Below are 18725 nucleotides of genomic sequence, written 5' to 3'. Positions count from 1 at the left end.
GTCTCAATTAATCATTTTATTCATCAACATAGTCAGAACCTAGTTGGTTATTTGAAGCGGTTGATTCTTGCATTGCAGTTTTGTTAGCTTTCTTATCCTCAACGAAGGACGTGCCTGTATCTTGCTCAGTCCCTGCAATAAGATAATTTCTATGTTGCAGGTAAGCGTCTCTGATGAATGTGTATTTGTCTAATGCTTCATTCAGTAAAGGCTCAGAGTCGAAAAATTGTGTTCGTAAATCAATATAGCGTAATCCAATTAAACCATAAACCAGACCAGCATCATCAATATATACATAAGGACTCCAGAGTGCAAACTGGAACAGCCAGCCGGCTCCATCACGAAGAGTACTGGGGCCTAAAAAGGGTATTACAAGGTAAGGCGATTTTTTATCGCCCCATTTGGCGAGTGTTAGGCCCAGATCATTGTAATGCGGTGGCAAACCAAATTTTTCTGCTACATCAAACAGACCAGCAACCCCAATAGTGGAGTTAATGAAGAGTCGCCAACTGTCTTTGATTACCCATTTTCCTTCAGCTTGCAGTATATCGCTGGCTATTGTAGGGAACAAATCCAGATTATTGAATGCATTATTCACACCTTTTCTTACCAATTTTGGTACGACAGCCTGATATAATTTTGCTGGTGGTCTTAATACGGTAGCATCAAATGCCATATTAAAATTGTGCACTTTACGATTAAAGGGTTCGAATGGATCGATCGGGTTTGATCCTTTACTTGCACAGCTCGCTAAAATAACGGATCCCATGATGCTAGCAAACATTAAGATTAGTCGCATAATTATTCTATTTATTAAATACTTAAAATGATGTTACACCAGTTTTTGGTTCTTGCAAACAAATGCTTTGATGTAAAGAATAGGCCTTTTAAATTGCTGCTTTTTAACTGAAACAAACATGCTTTTTTTTGGCCGGAATGAATTCCAATAATGAATGTTGATTGTATTTTGCTCGACAATTCAGGTTATACAAAAATTTAATACAGTAAAAACTAATTAAAATTGTAACAGAAATGTCACAGGCCCATCATTGCATAAATAAACTTGCATGTTCGCTCCAAAACAACCACTTTGAGTATTTTGGTGGCATTTCTGAGCAAGAGTTAATAAGTTATCAAAAAGCTCACGCCCGAGTTCTGGAGAAGCTGCATTTGAAAAACTTGGACGCAATCCTTTTTGGGTATCTGCCATGAGAGTAAATTGTGGTACTAATAGCAAGCCGCCATTTACATCCTTTAAACTCAAGTTCATTTTGCCACTCGGGTCTTCAAAAATGCGATAATTAATGCATTTATCCAGCATTCGTTTAATATTTTCTAGCGAATCCTTAGGTTCAAAACCACAAAGTATCAGCAAGCCATGATTTATTTTGCCAACTGTTTGACCATCAATATCAACCCTGGCTTCCTTTACTCTTTGTAATACAGTTAACATGCATCAAGACCCTGCTTTGAGATGTCCTTACTGGCATAAATAAGTGCATCAATAATTCCCGATTCTCTATCAGAGTGACCGGCATCTCTGACAATTCTTAGATTGGAAGCGGGGATCGCTTGATGAAGTTCCCATGCGCTGGATAAAGGGCTTACCAAGTCAAAACGGCCATGAACAATATAGGTAGGAATGTGCCTTATTTTATGGGCATTAGCTATAACCTGATTTTCTTCAATAAAATAATGATTAATAATGTAATAGGATTCCAGAGTTGCTAATGCTAATGCGAAATGTGGGTCGCTATACTGATCAATAACATATAAGTGTGGCTGTAAACTACTGCATCTGGCTTGCCAAAGAGCCCAGTTTTTCGCAGCAGCCATTCGCGCTAGCTCATTAGAGCCTTGTAGACATTCCGCATAATATTGGGGGATATTATCAAGTTTGTTTTCGGGGACTGTGTTCGTAAACTCTTCCCAGTAATCAGGATAAACCAGACTGGCTCCATGCTTATAAAACCAATCGATGTCTTTTTGTCGACCTAAAAAAATTTGGTGGAGTAGCAATGCTTTCACCTGTTGAGGAAATTTTTGCGCATACAATAATGCTAACAGAGAACCCCATCCACCCCCAAATAACACAAATTCCCTTAAGCCCAGGAAATCTCTAATGGAGTCGATATCCTCCATGAGAAGCTGGGTATTATTTTCACTTATTTCCAAATGTGGAATTGAACGGCCACAACCTCGCTGATCAAAAAGAATAATGCGATATCGTTGAGGATCAAAAAAACGTCTTAGATGCGGGTCAGCTTCTCCACCTGGGCCATGGTGCAATACAATAACAGGTATGCCTTCAGGATTTCCGGTTTCTTCCAAATAAAGTGTATGCAGTTTACTAACCTTCAATTCGTGTTGTGTGTAAGGTTTAATTGCTGGGTAGAGGGTATGCATTTTAGTCCTTTATGATAACGTCATTGTATTATAATACTATCTAGTAGCTACTTTAAACGAACAGTATTTTGCGCTCTGATTGATCAGAAAGCAATACTTGTATGGGTTTTATCGATATATATCCAGGAGAATTTTTAGATTTTTTACCGCATCGATTATATCTTTGCTTTAGCAATTAAATTGAAGATAATACTTGGACTTTTTCTGTTGGAAATATTCTATGACCATAGCAGCACTTCTCAAGGGATTAAACGAAAAGCAACGTGACGCTGTAACCTCCCCATTAGGTAATATGCTGGTTTTAGCTGGTGCAGGCAGTGGTAAAACAAAAGTATTGGTGAGCCGAATTGCCTGGTTAATTGAAGAACAGCATCTCTCCCCGCACGCTATATTAGCAGTAACATTTACGAATAAAGCGGCCGGTGAAATGAGATCGAGACTTAGCAGTATGTTGTCTACACCGACGTTGGGTTTATGGGTTGGTACTTTTCATGGATTATGTCATCGTTTATTACGCCGCCACTACAAGGAGGCTAACCTTCCAGAACAGTTTCATATTCTGGATTCGGAAGACCAGGCACGAGTTATCAAGCGAGTCATTCTTTCACTTAATCTTGATCCTGAGCAATGGCAAGTCAAACAAGCGCAAGCATTTATTAATAGTAAAAAGGATGAAGGCTTGCGTCCACAACATATTAATGCACTGCATTATGGTCCGGCCAAGACTTTGGTTGCAATTTATAAAGCGTATGAAGACGTTTGCCAAACCTCAGGGGTAATCGATTTCGCTGAACTATTACTACGAACTCATGAATTGCTACGAGATAATGAAGAGATACTTGCTCATTACCGCGAACGCTTCCAGGCTATTTTAGTTGATGAATTTCAGGATACCAATACGATTCAATATGCATGGATCCGCTTGCTTGCTGGTGATCATACAGCGGTATTGGCTGTAGGAGATGATGATCAGTCAATTTATGGTTGGCGTGGAGCCAAAGTGGAAAATATTCAGCAGTTTGTTCATGATTTTAAAGATACACATATCATAAGGCTTGAACAAAACTACAGGTCGACCGCAATGATATTAAATGCAGCAAATGCATTGATTCTCAATAACAGTACTCGTATGGGCAAAGAGTTATGGACCGCTGGTAGTGAGGGAGAAAAAATTCTTGTATACAGTGCATTCAATGAATTGGATGAGGCACGTTTTGTTACTGAACGAATTGGCATGGAATTAAATCAGGGCGCCAGTGCGGATGAGATTGCAGTGTTGTATCGTTCGAATGCCCAATCCCGTGTTTTGGAAGAGGCTTTGTTACGTGCAGGTATAGCCTACAGGATATATGGAGGAGTCCGTTTCTTTGACAGGGCAGAAATTAAAGATACTTTGGCTTACTTACGATTGTTAGTTAATCCAAATGACGATACTGCGTTTGAAAGAGTAGTTAATTTTCCTACTCGAGGAATAGGAGAAAAAACATTGGATGAGGTTCGCCAGTACGCCAGAGCAGAACAGTGTTCGTTGTGGGGCGCTTCCAAGGGCATACTTCAATCCACAGGATTAGGGCAAAGGGGGAGCTTGGCATTAGCCAAGTTTATTGATTTGATCGAAAAATTACAGGTTGTGGTTGCTAATAAGGAGTTGGATGAGCAGATCTCTGATGTAATACAGCATAGTGGTTTATACGCCCACTTTAGCAAAATCAAAGGTGATAAATCAGAATCACGTGTGGATAACCTGCAAGAATTAATTAATGCTGCCAAACAATTTCGATATGAGTACGATGAAGAGGAGGAGTTACCGTTGGTTAATTCATTCCTTGCTCATGCTTCATTAGAATCGGGGGAATTGCAGGCTGATGAACATGAACGCTCCGTTCACTTGATGACCTTACATGCAGCCAAAGGGCTTGAGTTTCCGATTGTGTTTTTGGTTGGTATGGAAGAAGGAATATTTCCAGGCAGACAATCGCTTGAAGAGCCTGGTCGCTTGGAGGAAGAGCGTCGATTATGTTATGTCGGCATGACTCGTGCCATGCGTAAATTGGTTTTATCCTATGCTGAGGTCAGAAGACAATATGGTCGTGAAGAGTATCACAGATCATCAAGATTTTTGCGTGAAATTCCTCAACAATTTCTTGATGAAGTAAGAGTTAAATCACGTTCTCAGTGGCCTGGAACTACAAAAAGCAAATTGCCAGTGGCTGACGAGGTGTCGGGCATTACAATTGGGCAAAATGTGCAGCATGCCAAATTTGGACAGGGTGTCGTTCTTGCCATTGAGGGCAGCGGGGCTCATACAAGAGTTCAAGTAAAATTCAGTGAACATGGTGTAAAATGGTTGGTTTTGGCCTATGCTAATTTGACTGAATGCCTGTAGTTATTGCATTTAATTTTTATAAAATATCTGAGGTACCCTGACTTGCAGTTTGCTATTGTAATATTGAATTTTTTTTTCATGAATGCTAGGGTGCGTTAGGCAACAGAAATTTGTTATACTTTGCTGTTTTGAGCAGATCAATTAATGATAAAGTTATCTGCGAGATGTAATTTGCGTCATTGATTAATTATAAGTAAGGGGAATTACGTGAAATTTACAAGTTTATTAACAGCTGGAGCATTAGCCTCTACATTAGTATCACCTGCAATAATGGCAGCTGATACGGCTAGCGCTTCTTTATCAGATGCTCAAAAAAAGGAAATTGAAAAAGTCATTCATGATTATCTGATTAATAACCCGGAAGTTTTATTGGAGGCTTCGCAAGCATTGCAACAAAAACAGCAACAAAATATGCAACAGCAAGCTCAAGCCGCAATTCAGGAAAATGCTGAACAAGTTTTTCAAGGCAAATTAACTACTGTTGGTAATCCTAAAGGGAATGTAACACTGGTTGAGTTTTTTGATTATCAATGCATTCATTGCAAAAAAATGGCATCTACCATTGAAAATCTGGTTAAAAAAGACAGCGGATTACGAGTTATATACAAAGAATTTCCAATCTTTGGCAAGACTTCTGATCTGGCTTCCAGAGTTGCTCTGGCGGCTGGCATGCAAGGCAAATATCAGGCTATGCATAATGCTTTGATTACGATAGACAAACGTTTGGATGAAAAAACAGTGATGGATGCCGCAAAATCCATAGGTTTGGATATGCAAAAGCTGAAAAAAGATATGGATAGTCAGGAAGTGACCGATATCCTGGATGCGAATCGCCAATTGGCTGAAAAATTACATTTGATGGGTACACCAGCCTTTATAATTGGCTCAACACCAGATGGTCAATATAAAAAGGGCAGTGAAATATCATTTATACCAGGCGCTACAAGCGAGCAATCACTACGTGAGTTAATTAAAAAGGCGGCTGGCAATTAAGTATTTATCTAAATATTTGGATTAAATTTATATGTCCCAGTTGTCCTCAACTGGGATAGTATTTTAGTGTTGTAGCGTTGAGCTCAATCAACTCTGTCACCCAACACTCCAATAATTTATTGGACTGAATAATTAATTCTCTAAATGAAAGATAGGTTTTGTGGGATATATCCTGGATATAAGGATTAAAAACCAACCTATATTTAAAGATCATATTTGTTTTTTGAGATTTTCATGACTAAACCTACTACTTTTCAGGAAATTATACTGACCTTGCAAAAATATTGGTCAGATCTTGGTTGTGTTATTTTGCAACCTTTGGATCTGGAAGTTGGCGCGGGTACCTTTCATCCAGCTACTTTTTTAAGAGCGATTGGACCTGAGCCATGGTCAGCAGCTTATGTTCAGCCATCCAGAAGGCCGACGGACGGTCGTTATGGAGAAAATCCAAACCGGGTTCAGCATTATTATCAATTTCAGGTGGTATTAAAACCGTCGCCATTGGATATACAAGACCGATACTTGGATTCGTTACGCGCACTTGGAGTAGATCCCTTATTGGATGATATCCGTTTTGTCGAAGACAATTGGGAATCACCAACTCTAGGCGCATGGGGCTTAGGTTGGGAGGTTTGGCAAAATGGAATGGAGGTGTCTCAGTTTACTTATTTTCAACAAGTGGGCGGACTTGTATGTAAACCAATCACTGGTGAATTAACCTATGGTTTGGAACGTATCGCAATGTTTGTTTTAGGGGTAGATAACTTATTTGATTTGCCTTGGTGTAAAACGGCTAATGGCATAGTGACATATGGGGATGTATTCCATCAAAATGAAGTAGAGATGTCAGCTTATAATTTTGAACATGCCAATGTTGAAGAATTATTTAAGCAATTTGATTATTATGAAGGAGAGGCACAAAAATTGATAGCTTTGCAATTACCTCTTCCTGCTTACGAAATGGTCATAAAAGCTTCTCACACTTTTAACTTACTGGATGCACGTAAAGCAATTTCTGTGACAGAGCGGCAAAGGTATATATTACGTGTAAGACATCTATCAAGAGCAGTAGCTCAAGCTTACTATCAAGCGCGCGAGGCGTTAGGTTTCCCTATGCAAAAGGTGTGTAATGGTCAATGATTTTATTTTTGAATTAGGATGTGAAGAGCTGCCTTCTGGTGCTGTTTGGCCTTTGGCAAATGAGTTTTCTACTCGATTGTTAGCCGCATTAGATAAGGCGCAATTAAGTTATGGTGAAGTCAAGAGATTTGCTACACCAAGACGCCTGGCTATTGTGATTCATGACTTACAAACTGAACAGGAAAGCCAAAAAGTCATGCGACGCGGTCCTGCTGCAATAGCAGCATACGATAGTGAAGGTAACCCGACCCCTGCTTTGTTAGGATTTGCAAAATCATGTAGTGTTACGGTAGATGCGCTCACCAAGATTCAAACTGACAAAGGTGAATGGATTGTTTTTGAAACTCAGAGTGAGGGTACTAAAACAAAAGATCTCTTGCCTGGATTGGTTAGTCAATCTTTAGAGTCTTTACCTATCGCAAAACCCATGAGATGGGGAGAAGGAGACGACGAATTTGCCCGACCTGTCCATTGGGCCGTGATGCTTTATGGAAGTGAGACACTCAATCATAAAATTTTAGGCGTTACAAGTGGGTGTCATAGCAGGGGACATCGTTTTCATCATCCTCAGGAAATAAGAATAAATTCAGCTGCAAGCTATGAAGATCAGATGAAAAATGCTTTTGTAATTGCCGATTTTGCTACTAGGCGACAAGCCATTATCCATCAGGTACAAGAATTAGCAGCACCTCTAGGTGCTTCAGTGATTATGCCTGAAGAATTGGTTGATGAAGTCACCTCAATAGTCGAATGGCCTCAAGCGCTCATTGCAAATTTTGAACAGGAGTTTTTAGAGGTTCCTGCTGAAGCCCTTATTGCTTCCATGCAATCTCATCAGAAGTGTTTTGCACTAAAAAATATGCATGGTGAGCTGCTACCTTATTTTATTACGGTATCAAATATCGCCAGTTCCAATCCAAAACAAGTAGTTTTAGGAAATGAGAAGGTAATGAGGGCAAGATTAAGTGATGCTGCCTTTTTCTTTAAACAAGATAAGAAACAGCCGCTAAGCGCGCATATACCTTCTACGGAGCAGGTTATTTTTCAAGTAAAGCTGGGAAGCATGTATGATAAGGTACAACGAATAAAGGCAATGATGGATCATTTAAGCCAGTCTCTCAATTTACCCTCTCACCTGGCTGAGCGAGCTACATTATTAAGCAAGTGTGATTTGATGACAGGTATGGTAGGCGAGTTTCCTGAATTGCAAGGGATTATGGGATATTATTATGCTCTTAATGATGGCGAAGAAGCTATTGTTGCTACCGCTTTAAATGAGCAATACATGCCTAGATTTTCTGGTGATAATTTACCATCCACTGATTTGGGCAAGGCACTTTCCCTGGCGGATCGTATGGATACTCTGGTGGGTATTTTTGCGATTGGCCAAAAGCCAACTGGAGTAAAAGATCCTTTTAAATTAAGACGCCACGCTTTGTCTGTAGTCCGTTTACTCATTTCAATATCAGCACCGCTTAATTTATCAACTTTGATTAAAGAAGCCTTGGCTAATTATGGTGATCGACTCCCTCAAGACAAGAATTTAGTGGCTGAATTAAAACCATTTATTCTTGAGAGACTTCAATCTTATTATCAAAATCAAGGTATCAGCGCTGATTTGGTTCATGCTGTCCGTGCTCGTCAGGATGATTGGTTATATGATTTAGATAAGCGTCTATTCGCTTTAAAGTCATTTATCACTATGCCAGAGGCGACATCATTATCAGCTGCTTGTAAGCGTGTTGGCAATATCTTAGCTCAGGCAGCATATGCGGATAAAAAAGTAGATATTAAGGAAGAGCTTATAGAGGAAGGCGCTGAAAAAGCATTATTTGATCATCTTAATAAAATTACTAAAACAGTAGAAACTTTATACATTGCCGGAGATTATCAAGCATTACTTAAGCTTCTGGCCAGTCTTAAAGAGCCAGTAGACGCTTTTTTTGATCATGTGATGGTTATGGTTGAAGAGGAGTCATTGAAACAGAACAGGCTTGCGCACCTGCAGCGATTACAAGAGTTATTGCAGGGTGTAGCTGACATTTCAATGTTGTAGCACTTATGAATCGAATTATATTGCTTGATAGAGATGGAGTAATTAACACTGACTCAATCAATTATATCAAGAATGTTGATGAGCTTATTATTATACCCGATAGCATTATTGCCATAGCTCGTTTAAGTGCTGCCGGATATAAAATCGGTGTTGCAACCAATCAATCTGGAGTTTCAAGAGGGCTGTACTCTGAGGATGATTTATCTGCCATTCATTGTAAGTTGAGAGAGGTACTTGCAGAAGCAGGGGGGCAAATTGACGCCTTAGAGTATTGTATCCATTTACCTGAAGACAACTGTTTTTGCCGAAAACCCCAGCCAGGAATGCTAAAGGCTCTGGCAGAAAAGTTAAATTGTTCACTGGATAGCGTGCCCTTTGTAGGGGATAGAGTTTCAGATATACAAGCAGCATTGGCAGTTGGTGCCCAGCCTATTATTGTACTTTCTAATATGACTGATATGTCTGAGTTGGCACAATATCCTAAAGTACCAATTTATAATTCTCTGTTACAGTATGTCAATCAATTATTATTGTAAGAATGAATAGAATAAAAGCAGTTGGTTATGAAAACAATGAACTCAAAGAAAAAGCACAATTGTTAGCTGATCAATTGAATTTACAGTTAGATCAAAATGCTGATACCTGCCTTTTTGTTACTCCTGAAAAATTAACTTTAAAAATTCGAAATTTTTCTCTTATGTTTGCTGATTTCAGTGCTATGACCTGGAGTAAAAGAAGAGGAGAGGGTAAAAGACAGGGTTTGATCAGGGCTTGCAAGCCAACAAAAGGGATTAAAATTTTGGATGCTACGGCAGGTTGGGGAAAAGATGCTGCTATTTTGGCAACTTTTGGTGCCGATGTGGTTATGCTGGAACGTCATCCGGTCATGGCTGCACTGCTTGCTGATGCACTATCTCGTAGAAACGAAGCGGACATTCAAAAAATGTGTTTGTCTTTGATTGCAAGTGACGCTATTTCATTCCTGCATAGTTTGCAAGAAAAGGATTATCCCGATATTATTTACATTGATCCCATGCACCCAGAACGAAACAAATCGGCTTTGGTTAAGAAAGAGATGCAAGTTTTGCAGCAATTAATTGGAACGGATCATGATGCAATGGAGTTAATCGAGTTGTCTTTATCTCATGTTAAGTCAAGAGTTGTAGTCAAGTGGCCACAAAAGGTAAAACCATTACTCCCGCCAGATGCCTCAATTGATGGTAAGACTGTAAGGTTTGACATTTATATGGCTCAATTTTCTTCCAACTAACCAAACTCTTCCAGTTCTTCTCTTAACCGCTTTTCCTCCAACAGATCTTCTATTTTTCTACGTCTTTCCAATTTTGTTGAAGGGCTTGCCTCAGTTATAACAGGTTCAGCATCACTAAAATCATCCATTTCATTGTCAAATTCATCAAAGCGACGAGTACTCATAGCTTTCTCCTTAGCTAACCCGTTGAATTCCATATCTATTCTCGATGATACCAAAATACCTTGAATAGTTATACTGGCACTTTATTTTTAAATGCCACCTCAAATAGCATTATTGACACAGTTTATCCAAGGTAAACGGTATCTGCTTTATGGATACTTCTAATAAGCGGCGTAAATAGAATCTGTCATTTAAAAATAAAGTATCTACAATGGATAAAATATCAGAAATTGATGGTTTGAGGTAGTGAAATTTTTTGAGCAAATTTCGGGGAGGATAATGAATTTGTTGAATTTGGATTGTTTAATCCAAATTCAACTTATAAGTCAATTATTGGGGGTCACGCCATGTCGTTGTTCATCAACAGGTTGTGTTTGAGCTCGTTCTTCTTGCTGCTGTTTGGTGCGTAATGCGGCGATTTCCTGTTTGACAACTACAGTGTTCACTGGGGCAGTTGATGTTTTGGGCGCTTTGATGTCCTCGTAATCTTTCGAGATTTTTGAGGCTCTTGACATAATATCCTGATATGTTTTCGGATGTTCTTTAAACAATTCGTCCGCCTTCATAGGTTTGCCGTTAACATTAATGGTGATCTTGTCAACAGGAAATCCCGCTTCAATACAGGCGGCAAAAGCTTGCCTGCCCCTTTCCATCGCTACCTTTTCACTATTTGGAAAATTACAATTCATTTCAATAGAGTCATAACCTGAAGCTTTTATAGCTTGAGCAATGAGCATCATGTCTGTTTTGACATTTTGCCTTGGATCCTGATAGTAGAATGGGTTTATCATCGGCATCTGGATTGCAAAACTGCCATCCGGTTGTTGATGAATCTCTCTCCCTGTAATACTTTTAATGACAGGAATATCTTTGAGTTTGATTCCATTGAGATCAATTTTGTTTTCTGATATACCTACTTGAACTGTTGTAGATTCAGGAGGAAGCCCTTTTCTTTGGCGTTCTTTGGCATATAACTTTTCAAGCGTTTGACGCATTTCCTTATTGTTTTCATACAGATTGGCAAGAAACAGATACTCTGATGATTCACTCGCAGAGGCTTTATGTAGTTGGTTTAACGAGTCGCTTGTGGATTTATCGAATTCACCCAGTTGTTTTTTATGGGTTTCTTCCAATTCCTTAATCAAGCCTTCTGTAACTTTCTTAACTTCGTCATTATCCTTAAGACCCAGTGCTTTTTTAAAATCGGATACGTAATTACCAGCTTGTCCTTCTTTCTGGGGATCCAATTTTTCTTTCAACATTTGGATTTCATGCGCTTGCTGTTCTATTATGGCTTTACGAGCATCATCAGTCAGTTCCTTCATGGTGCCAACAAGATCCTGGGCTCGGAATTTGCTTGGAATTAATTTGGTTAGCTCTTTAAATGTTGAAGTTGATTCTGTAAAATTTTTTTGTGCTGTTTTAAATTTTTCAGTTGGTGCCAGGACTGTTTTACTTAAGACATCCCGGATATTATCCCCTTCGGTAGTATTGGCTTCCTTCAGTTTATCATGAAACAGCAATCCCCCGGGTAAGTTGGTTTTCGGAAAAGCCCGGAAATCATCTACTCTGGAGCTGACAAGCTTATCGAATGCGTCAGAACTAAAGCTTGAGTTTTCTGGCAAACCGATATGATCTCTGTATTCTCTCTCTAGCCTTTTAAATTCTTCAGAAGTGTATTTTTTTGCACGGCTCTCTGATTTTAAATGTTTACCAATTAAAGGGATAGAATTATAAAAAGCCATATCAAATACCTCAATAAGGTTATCTAGATAAAGTATAACAGTTTTTTATTAAGTAAAAATTAAGCTAATTTATTAATAATTACCAGGCTGGTATTGCATCTTCTCCAAACAGTTTTTTTGCTTTCTCTTTTACTTCTTCTGAATTCAACGCCTTCACAAACAATTCAAGCTGTGGCCTTTTTTCAGTGTCACGGCGTATCACAATGATATTGGCATAAGGTGAATCTTTGCCTTCAGTAAATAAAGCATCTTTTGATGGGCTTAATCCGGCAGGCAAGGCAAACGTCGTGTTAATTACTGCGGCATCAACATCAGGGAGCACTCTTGGTAATTGAGCGGCGTCTATCTCTTTGAATTTGAATTGTTTGGGGTTACTTTCGATATCTTGAATACCGCTATTCGTTGTATTTTTAAGAGTAATTAAATGAGCTTTCTCCAATAACAAGAAGGCGCGCATCTCATTACTAGGGTCATTAGGGACTGCAATTATTCCATTCTCAGGTAATTCACTGAGTGTTTTATATTTCTTCGAATAAATACCCATTGGATAAACGAAGGTTCTGCCGATTGCCTGCAAATCATAACCATGGGACAGTATAGCAGCTTTTAAATAAGGTAAATGTTGGTAAACATTAGCATCTAGACTGCCATCTTGCAGTGCTTCATTGGGCAAATTATAATCATTAAATTCAACAATTTTTATGTTGAGCCCATACTCTTTTTCAGCAACTTGTTTTGCTGTTTCAATAAGTTCTGTTTCAGGGCCAGCAATTGTGCCGATGACCAAGGTATTGGGAGCTGGCTTACTACTGCAAGCTACCAGGCTAATGATTAAAACCAAACAACTTAAAATTCTCATTGAACCTCCCAATTAATAATGTGTACAACGTTTGGCCAAGTAGTCTCCAACCATTTGTATCAGTTGGACCAAAATAATTAATACAATCACAGTAGCTATCATAATGCCAGCATTAAAGCGTTGATAACCATAGTTAATCGCTAATGTACCTAATCCTCCGGCACCCACAGCTCCTGCCATGGCTGAATAATTAATCAGAGTGATTGCTGTTACTGTAATGGAATGAATTAATCCTGATTGTGCCTCAGGTAATATGATATGTAAAATAATTTGGCGTGTGTTAGCTCCCATTGAATAACCGGTTTCTATAAGACCAAGGGGTAACGATTGGAGAACATTATCAACTAGCCTTGCAAAAAAAGGAGTCGCACCAACTGTTAATGGAACGATTGCTGCATTGATCCCTATGCTGGTACCAACAATTAGCCTGGTGAATGGTATAATTGCAACAAGTAAAATGATAAAAGGGATGGAACGGAAAATATTAATCAGAGCAGATAAAATTTTATTCAATTTAATGTTTGGTTTTATCCGAGATGATGAGTACAGCAATATACCTAAAGGCAAGCCAAGGAGTACTGCAAATAGAGTACTAAAAAACACCATATACAGTGTTTCTCCTGTTGCGTTAAGTAAATCATAAACCATCTGGTAGGACATAGCCTAAAACCTCCACAGTAATACCAGCTTGTTCGCAACGATTGATAAATGCTTCAAGCAATAATGGATTCGCTGTTAATTCAACAACCAAAACACCACAAGTCACTCCATCGAAACGATCAATATTTGCCAGTAGAATATTGATGTCCATGTTTAATTCTCTGCTGGTTTGGCTAATAAAAGGTACCGTTGCTTCCTCGCCCTGAAAAAATAATCTCACGAGAGGTTTTTCAGTAGCATAGTCCGCCAGCCTGCGAGTAAGGCAGGTTGGGAGTTCAGGGCTAATTTGTGCGTAAAGCATTTTGCGAGCGAGACTCTCTGGCTTATTGAAAATATTAGATAAAGCAGTAGTTTCAACAATCTTGCCATCGACCATGACAGACAGTCTTTGGCATATACGTTTTACGACATCCATTTCGTGAGTAATCAAGACAATAGTAATTCCATACAATTCATTGATTTTTTTTAGTAGTGATAATATGGCGTCAGTAGTTGCAGGATCGAGGGCTGAAGTGGCTTCATCACATAATAGAACTTTGGGAGAACAACTTAGTGCTCGTGCAATTGCTACTCTTTGTTTTTGCCCACCACTAAGTTGTGAGGGGAAAGCATCTTTCTTATCTGTTAACTCGACAACAGGAAGCAACTCTTCAATTTTCTGTTTGATCGACTCTTCGTCTATACCTTGAATTCTCATCGGAAGGGCTATGTTATCAAAAACAGTTTTTGAATTTAGCAAATTAAAATGTTGGAAGATCATGGCAATTTTATGACGTGCCAAGGCTAAATCTTTTCTGGAAAGGCTCATCAGATTCTGCCCATCAATAACGACTTCACCTTCGTCAGGTTTTTCCAATATATTGATGCAACGCAGTAATGTTGATTTTCCTGCCCCGCTTTTCCCTATAACTCCAAAAATTTCACCTTCCTGAATAAATAAATTAATATCGTTTAAGGCGAGTTTACCAGAGAAAGATTTTTTTAGCCCACATAATTCAATCATTACTATAACCTGGGAATATCGCTTGCGGGGCATAAAGTGGGGATTAGAAAGCAACCGCTTTAGCCGTATTTTCAAAAGATATCTGCAGCACTGGAAAACAATAATTCTTAATAAAAAGCAAAAATTGCATTTTACCTCGATTTTAGAGTTTTCATGTTCTTAAACAGAGGAATAAATCTTTTGAGCGTCCGCAAGCTGTGTTTCAAATCGACGCTATGCACAAGTATACACAAACTGGATTCATAAACAAAGAAAAATCTTAATTCTGTTGAGTATCTCGATTTGTTTTTCATGATTATTGGTTGGCTTTTGGTTTATATAAAAAGAGATAATTCGCATTAACCAGATTCGCGGTGTCATTCGGTCTGAAAATAATTATTTTGGTTGAGGATTGACAAGATAAATTCTTATTGGCAACCTTAAGCCGGTTTTAATACAAGGAACATTATTCATGAAAAAGATGTTTTTAGCAGTTTTTACCTTGTGCTCATTCACAGCGCAGGCAGCAGTAGAATTAAACACTTTTCAAAATATAGTAGACGCTATAGCTGAAGGAAAGCGAATCACTTTTGTAATTAACTTAAAAAAATGTACTTCGGAAATGCCATTGAACTCTGCAATAGTTTCAGTTACTCCGAATGCAGTTATGGTAATCGGTGATAGCCGTGTTACAGCCTCAGATAGGCATTTTACTCTTGATGATCCGCTGGCTCGCGGTACACCTATGTTTGATTACAGTAAGTTTAATTTAGATTCTGAGGGTGATGCTTCAATTAAAACCACTGTGCTGAATGCAAGTAGTTATGAGCGATTAGGAAGTTATCAAATGAATTGTAAATTAGGGGATGGTTTTAAAGTATTCGGGTAAATGAGTTTTCCTCAAATTATGAGGATTATTAAATTTTTTCATTCAAATAATATTCAAATAACAAGTATTTACATGAAAGGGCAACTCTTGCAGTTGCCCTTTCTATTGGTTGATATGAGATGAATTTTAATGTGGATTCGTGCTGAAAATAGCTATTTTCACGCAATTTTAGCTTTTCAATTCGTTCCTGTCTTTAAAATATTCTAATGCTTGAGGGTTTGCCAAAGACTGTAAGTTACTTACTGATTGACCATGAACAACTTGCCTGACGGCGAGCTCCACTACTTTCCCGCTAAGAGTTTTAGGAATGTCTGGGACTTGTAGTATTTTAGCTGGCACATGTCGTGGTGAGGCATTTTTTCTAATGGTTGTTTTAATCAGATTGATTAATTCATCATCCAGTTTTTTCCCCTCACGCAACTTAACGAATAAAACAACTCGTACATCATCCTGCCAATCTTGCCCAATGACTATACTATCAACAACATCATCTACTTTTTCAACTTGTCTGTAAATTTCAGCTGTTCCTATACGAACTCCTCCCGGATTTAATATAGCGTCGGAACGTCCATGGATAATTAATCCATTGTGGGCAGTTATTTCAGCGAAATCGCCATGTGCCCACACCCCTGGGAAGCGCTCAAAATAAGCATGTTTATATGCTTGTCTATCCTTATCATTCCAAAAACAGACTGGCATGGAAGGGAAGGGTTTGGTGCAAACCAACTCACCACGTTTTTGTTTGATTGAATGGCCTTGCTCATCATACACCGCAACTTCCATACCTAATCCAATGCATTGTAATTCACCCCTATAAACCGGGAGAATAGGATTTCCCAATGCAAAACAAGAAATAATATCCGTCCCTCCTGAAATAGAGCTTAATTGCAGATCTTTTTTAATATGTTCATAGACGAAATCATAGTTTTTAGGTAGAAGAGGGGAGCCGGTAGACAAGATACAGCGCAACTCGGATAATTGAAATTCACTTTTTGGTTTTACCCCGGCTTTTTCAATCGCGGATATGAACTTGGCGCTGGTTCCAAATACAGTGACTTTTTCTTCATCTATCAGTCGAAACATTCTATTATCTGTAGGGTAGGTTGGAGAACCTTCATATAGAGTGATGGTAGCTCCCAATGCCAAAGCAGAAACAGTCCAGTTCCACATCATCCAGCCACACGTTGTATAAAAACATAAATTGTCTGCGGATTTAATATCTGAATGAAGACCTAATTCTTTCAGATGCTGAATTAAAGTACCTCCCGCGCCATGAACGATACATTTAGGTTTACCTGTTGTTCCTGAAGAAAACATAATATAAACAGGATGATCAAAAGGCAGAGAAATAAAATCACATTCTTTTACCGGTTTTATAAAATCATTCCAATACGATGTGTTAGGCAGTTGTTCGAGATTAATTTCCTCATTAATATTTGGGCAAATTACTACCTGTCTTAGAGAAGTAATCGCAGCAGTAAGTTGTACGACCTTTTCAGAGCTGCTGTGTTTCTTACCTTGATATTGATGACCATCACAAATAAAGAGTACTTTAGGTTCAATTTGTCCTATCCTGTCAAGTGCAGCCTGGGTACCAAAGTCAGGTGAGCAGGATGACCAGATTGCCCCTAAAGAAGTTGTTGCCAGCATGGCAATGATTGTGTAAGAAGTATTAGGCATCACTGCGGCCACCCGGTCGCCAGTGGCGACACCAATTGCTTTAAGACCAGCAGCGCATTGGGCTACTTTTTCATATAATTCAGCATAGCTAATGACACTTTTGCAGTCATTTTCATCAAGGCTTATTAGGGCAGGGTGATTATCCCTGCGGGTTAATAATTTTTGAGCGAAATTGAAGCGTGCTCCTGAAAACCAGCGTGCTTCAATCATTTCAGAATAATAATTCAGAATTTGGTGAGGTGGTGTATCAAAGTTCAATTTAAAGAAAAGGCAAAGAGTTTCCCAGAATGATTCAGGATGCTTTACTGACCAGGTATGTAAGTCTTGATAATTTTCAAAAACTTGACAATGCCTTTTTGCGGCAAAGTCCATAAATTGCCACATTCTTGTTTGTTCAGGGTTTTTAGGTGTCCATACTTTGTCGTTCATGAAAATTTCTCTCATAGTTCTGTTTTGAATGATGGGTGTTACACTGGAAAATTTCATCAGTAATTTGTTTATAAGTATAGGCTAGCACAAAACTGGGTGCTTCTCTTTAAGTTTCCGATTTTTAGTACTTATCAAAGCCAATAATGATGGAGCTTCTTAATTACATGGATTGGCTAGCATAGCATTAGCTACTTTGGATTGATTTTTTCGCCCTAGTGCTTTGCAAATCATATCTCCGGCAGCAACAATTTTAAATATATCTATACCTGTATCAATACCCAATCCATGCATCAAATAAAGTACATCTTCTGTTGCAACATTGCCACTGGCACCTCGAGCATATGGACAACCTCCAAGACCCGCAACAGAGCTGTCAAAGCGGTTAACTCCATACTCAAGGGAGGCATAAATATTTGCTACGGCTTGTCCATAAGTATCGTGGAAATGCATGGCTAATTGTGTGATTGGAAGTATGGGTAGTATGGCATCAAGAAGCAACTGAGTTTGCCTCGGAGTTCCCACGCCAATAGTATCTCCCAACGAAATTTCGTGTACGCCTAGATCAAGAAGCATTTTAGTGACACTAACAACCTGACTAGGTTGTATATATCCTTCATAGGGACAGCCTAATACGCAGGAGATATAGCCTCTCACTCTAATTTGATTGGTTTTTGCTAATGCTAAAACAGGTTTAAAGCGTTCTATACTTTCTTTAATAGAACAATTAATATTGCGTTGATTGAATAATTCACTTGCAGCAGTGAATACTGCAATATTTTGTACTCCCATTTCCAGGGCTTTAAGCATTCCTCGTTCGTTTGGAACCAGGGCAGAGTAGTTGATGGAGGGAGTCTTATTAATAGATTGAAATACTTCTTCATTATCAGCTAGCTGTGGAATTGCTTTTGCTGAAACAAAACTGGTGACTTCTATCTCTTTCAGCCCTGTCTGACTGAGTAAATTGATTAATTCAATTTTTTTATCACTATGGAGAAAAGATGGCTCATTTTGTAAGCCATCTCTAGGACCTACTTCGATTATTGTCACATGCTGAGGATAGTCCATAAA

Annotated in this window: 17 protein-coding genes; 7 read left to right on the top strand and 10 right to left on the bottom strand. The window is 38.7% G+C overall.

Features of this window, described 5'->3' with window-relative positions; genetic code table 11:
• Nucleotides 1-16 precede the first annotated feature (16 nt).
• From LPG_RS09255 to pip, 3 genes are all read right to left on the bottom strand, one after another.
• Nucleotides 17-799 carry an MlaA family lipoprotein gene (locus tag LPG_RS09255; protein ID WP_010947571.1) on the bottom strand — a complete coding sequence of 261 codons (783 nt, stop codon included), beginning with the start codon at nt 797-799 and terminating at the stop codon, nt 17-19.
• Nucleotides 800-1015: 216 nt separating this feature from the next.
• A complete protein-coding gene (gene dtd / locus LPG_RS09250; RefSeq protein WP_010947570.1) occupies nt 1016-1453 on the bottom strand; it encodes a D-aminoacyl-tRNA deacylase in 438 nt (145 codons plus the stop codon).
• Nucleotides 1447-2406 carry a prolyl aminopeptidase gene (gene pip / locus LPG_RS09245; RefSeq protein WP_010947569.1) on the bottom strand — a complete coding sequence of 320 codons (960 nt, stop codon included), beginning with the start codon at nt 2404-2406 and terminating at the stop codon, nt 1447-1449. The genes dtd and pip overlap by 7 nt, the downstream gene beginning before the upstream one ends.
• Nucleotides 2407-2626: 220 nt before the next feature.
• On the opposite strand from pip, the gene uvrD reads away from it, so the two are divergent.
• From uvrD to LPG_RS09215, 6 genes are all read left to right on the top strand, one after another.
• Complete coding sequence (gene uvrD / locus LPG_RS09240) at nt 2627-4792, top strand: DNA helicase II (protein WP_010947568.1); 2166 nt, start codon at nt 2627-2629, stop codon at nt 4790-4792.
• A 207-nt stretch (nt 4793-4999) separates the two neighbouring features.
• Nucleotides 5000-5785, top strand: a complete 786-nt coding sequence (locus LPG_RS09235; RefSeq protein WP_010947567.1) for a DsbA family protein — start codon at nt 5000-5002, stop codon at nt 5783-5785.
• Nucleotides 5786-6019: 234 nt separating this feature from the next.
• Nucleotides 6020-6925, top strand: coding sequence for a glycine--tRNA ligase subunit alpha (glyQ, locus tag LPG_RS09230; protein WP_011214095.1), 906 nt, complete (start codon nt 6020-6022; stop codon nt 6923-6925).
• Nucleotides 6915-8981 carry a glycine--tRNA ligase subunit beta gene (gene glyS / locus LPG_RS09225; RefSeq protein ID WP_010947565.1) on the top strand — a complete coding sequence of 689 codons (2067 nt, stop codon included), beginning with the start codon at nt 6915-6917 and terminating at the stop codon, nt 8979-8981. Before glyQ ends, glyS begins: the two co-directional genes overlap by 11 nt.
• Nucleotides 8982-8986: 5 nt before the next feature.
• Nucleotides 8987-9517 carry a D-glycero-beta-D-manno-heptose 1,7-bisphosphate 7-phosphatase gene (gene gmhB / locus LPG_RS09220; RefSeq protein WP_010947564.1) on the top strand — a complete coding sequence of 177 codons (531 nt, stop codon included), beginning with the start codon at nt 8987-8989 and terminating at the stop codon, nt 9515-9517.
• A gap of 2 nt (nt 9518-9519) precedes the next feature.
• The gene (locus tag LPG_RS09215) at nt 9520-10251 is read left to right on the top strand and encodes a class I SAM-dependent methyltransferase (protein WP_010947563.1); all 732 of its coding nucleotides are present in this window, start codon (nt 9520-9522) and stop codon (nt 10249-10251) included.
• Here LPG_RS09215 and LPG_RS15255 read toward each other — a convergent pair.
• The 5 genes from LPG_RS15255 to LPG_RS09195 form a co-directional block, all read right to left on the bottom strand.
• Complete coding sequence (locus tag LPG_RS15255) at nt 10248-10415, bottom strand: PA3496 family putative envelope integrity protein (RefSeq protein ID WP_011214091.1); 168 nt, start codon at nt 10413-10415, stop codon at nt 10248-10250. The genes LPG_RS09215 and LPG_RS15255 overlap by 4 nt on opposite strands.
• 324 nt (nt 10416-10739) lie before the next feature.
• A complete protein-coding gene (gene ceg25, locus LPG_RS09210; RefSeq protein WP_010947562.1) occupies nt 10740-12158 on the bottom strand; it encodes a Dot/Icm T4SS effector Ceg25 in 1419 nt (472 codons plus the stop codon).
• A 79-nt stretch (nt 12159-12237) separates the two neighbouring features.
• Nucleotides 12238-13017, bottom strand: coding sequence for a MetQ/NlpA family ABC transporter substrate-binding protein (locus tag LPG_RS09205; protein ID WP_011215805.1), 780 nt, complete (start codon nt 13015-13017; stop codon nt 12238-12240).
• Between the two features lie 12 nt (nt 13018-13029).
• Nucleotides 13030-13677, bottom strand: a complete 648-nt coding sequence (locus LPG_RS09200; protein ID WP_010947560.1) for a methionine ABC transporter permease — start codon at nt 13675-13677, stop codon at nt 13030-13032.
• A complete protein-coding gene (locus tag LPG_RS09195) occupies nt 13655-14680 on the bottom strand; it encodes a methionine ABC transporter ATP-binding protein (protein WP_015444409.1) in 1026 nt (341 codons plus the stop codon). The genes LPG_RS09200 and LPG_RS09195 overlap by 23 nt, the downstream gene beginning before the upstream one ends.
• 451 nt (nt 14681-15131) lie before the next feature.
• Between LPG_RS09195 and LPG_RS09190 the strand changes: the two genes are divergently transcribed.
• The gene (locus LPG_RS09190; protein ID WP_010947558.1) at nt 15132-15548 is read left to right on the top strand and encodes a VirK family protein; all 417 of its coding nucleotides are present in this window, start codon (nt 15132-15134) and stop codon (nt 15546-15548) included.
• Nucleotides 15549-15716: 168 nt separating this feature from the next.
• On the opposite strand, the gene LPG_RS09185 is transcribed toward LPG_RS09190, so the two are convergent.
• On the bottom strand, nt 15717-17657 hold the full coding sequence (locus LPG_RS09185; RefSeq protein ID WP_015444410.1) for an acetoacetate--CoA ligase: 1941 nt from the start codon (nt 17655-17657) through the stop codon (nt 15717-15719).
• Between the two features lie 156 nt (nt 17658-17813).
• Nucleotides 17814-18722, bottom strand: coding sequence for a hydroxymethylglutaryl-CoA lyase (locus tag LPG_RS09180; protein ID WP_010947556.1), 909 nt, complete (start codon nt 18720-18722; stop codon nt 17814-17816).
• Nucleotides 18723-18725: the final 3 nt, after the last annotated feature.

The organism is Legionella pneumophila subsp. pneumophila str. Philadelphia 1, from assembly GCF_000008485.1.
Taxonomy (GTDB): domain Bacteria; phylum Pseudomonadota; class Gammaproteobacteria; order Legionellales; family Legionellaceae; genus Legionella; species Legionella pneumophila.
This window is presented reverse-complemented; position numbering and strand designations above follow the sequence as displayed.

Coding starts and splice junctions, on each gene's coding strand:
- LPG_RS09215 (WP_010947563.1), top strand. CDS start 9,520: ATGAATAGAATAAAAGCAGTTGGTTATGAAAACAATGAACTCAAAGAA.
- glyQ (WP_011214095.1), top strand. CDS start 6,020: ATGACTAAACCTACTACTTTTCAGGAAATTATACTGACCTTGCAAAAA.
- LPG_RS09205 (WP_011215805.1), bottom strand. CDS start 13,017: ATGAGAATTTTAAGTTGTTTGGTTTTAATCATTAGCCTGGTAGCTTGC.
- gmhB (WP_010947564.1), top strand. CDS start 8,987: ATGAATCGAATTATATTGCTTGATAGAGATGGAGTAATTAACACTGAC.
- ceg25 (WP_010947562.1), bottom strand. CDS start 12,158: ATGGCTTTTTATAATTCTATCCCTTTAATTGGTAAACATTTAAAATCA.
- LPG_RS09190 (WP_010947558.1), top strand. CDS start 15,132: ATGAAAAAGATGTTTTTAGCAGTTTTTACCTTGTGCTCATTCACAGCG.
- LPG_RS09200 (WP_010947560.1), bottom strand. CDS start 13,677: ATGTCCTACCAGATGGTTTATGATTTACTTAACGCAACAGGAGAAACA.
- glyS (WP_010947565.1), top strand. CDS start 6,915: ATGGTCAATGATTTTATTTTTGAATTAGGATGTGAAGAGCTGCCTTCT.
- LPG_RS15255 (WP_011214091.1), bottom strand. CDS start 10,415: ATGAGTACTCGTCGCTTTGATGAATTTGACAATGAAATGGATGATTTT.
- LPG_RS09180 (WP_010947556.1), bottom strand. CDS start 18,722: ATGGACTATCCTCAGCATGTGACAATAATCGAAGTAGGTCCTAGAGAT.
- LPG_RS09185 (WP_015444410.1), bottom strand. CDS start 17,657: ATGAACGACAAAGTATGGACACCTAAAAACCCTGAACAAACAAGAATG.
- LPG_RS09255 (WP_010947571.1), bottom strand. CDS start 799: ATGCGACTAATCTTAATGTTTGCTAGCATCATGGGATCCGTTATTTTA.
- pip (WP_010947569.1), bottom strand. CDS start 2,406: ATGCATACCCTCTACCCAGCAATTAAACCTTACACACAACACGAATTG.
- dtd (WP_010947570.1), bottom strand. CDS start 1,453: ATGTTAACTGTATTACAAAGAGTAAAGGAAGCCAGGGTTGATATTGAT.
- LPG_RS09195 (WP_015444409.1), bottom strand. CDS start 14,680: ATGATTGAATTATGTGGGCTAAAAAAATCTTTCTCTGGTAAACTCGCC.
- uvrD (WP_010947568.1), top strand. CDS start 2,627: ATGACCATAGCAGCACTTCTCAAGGGATTAAACGAAAAGCAACGTGAC.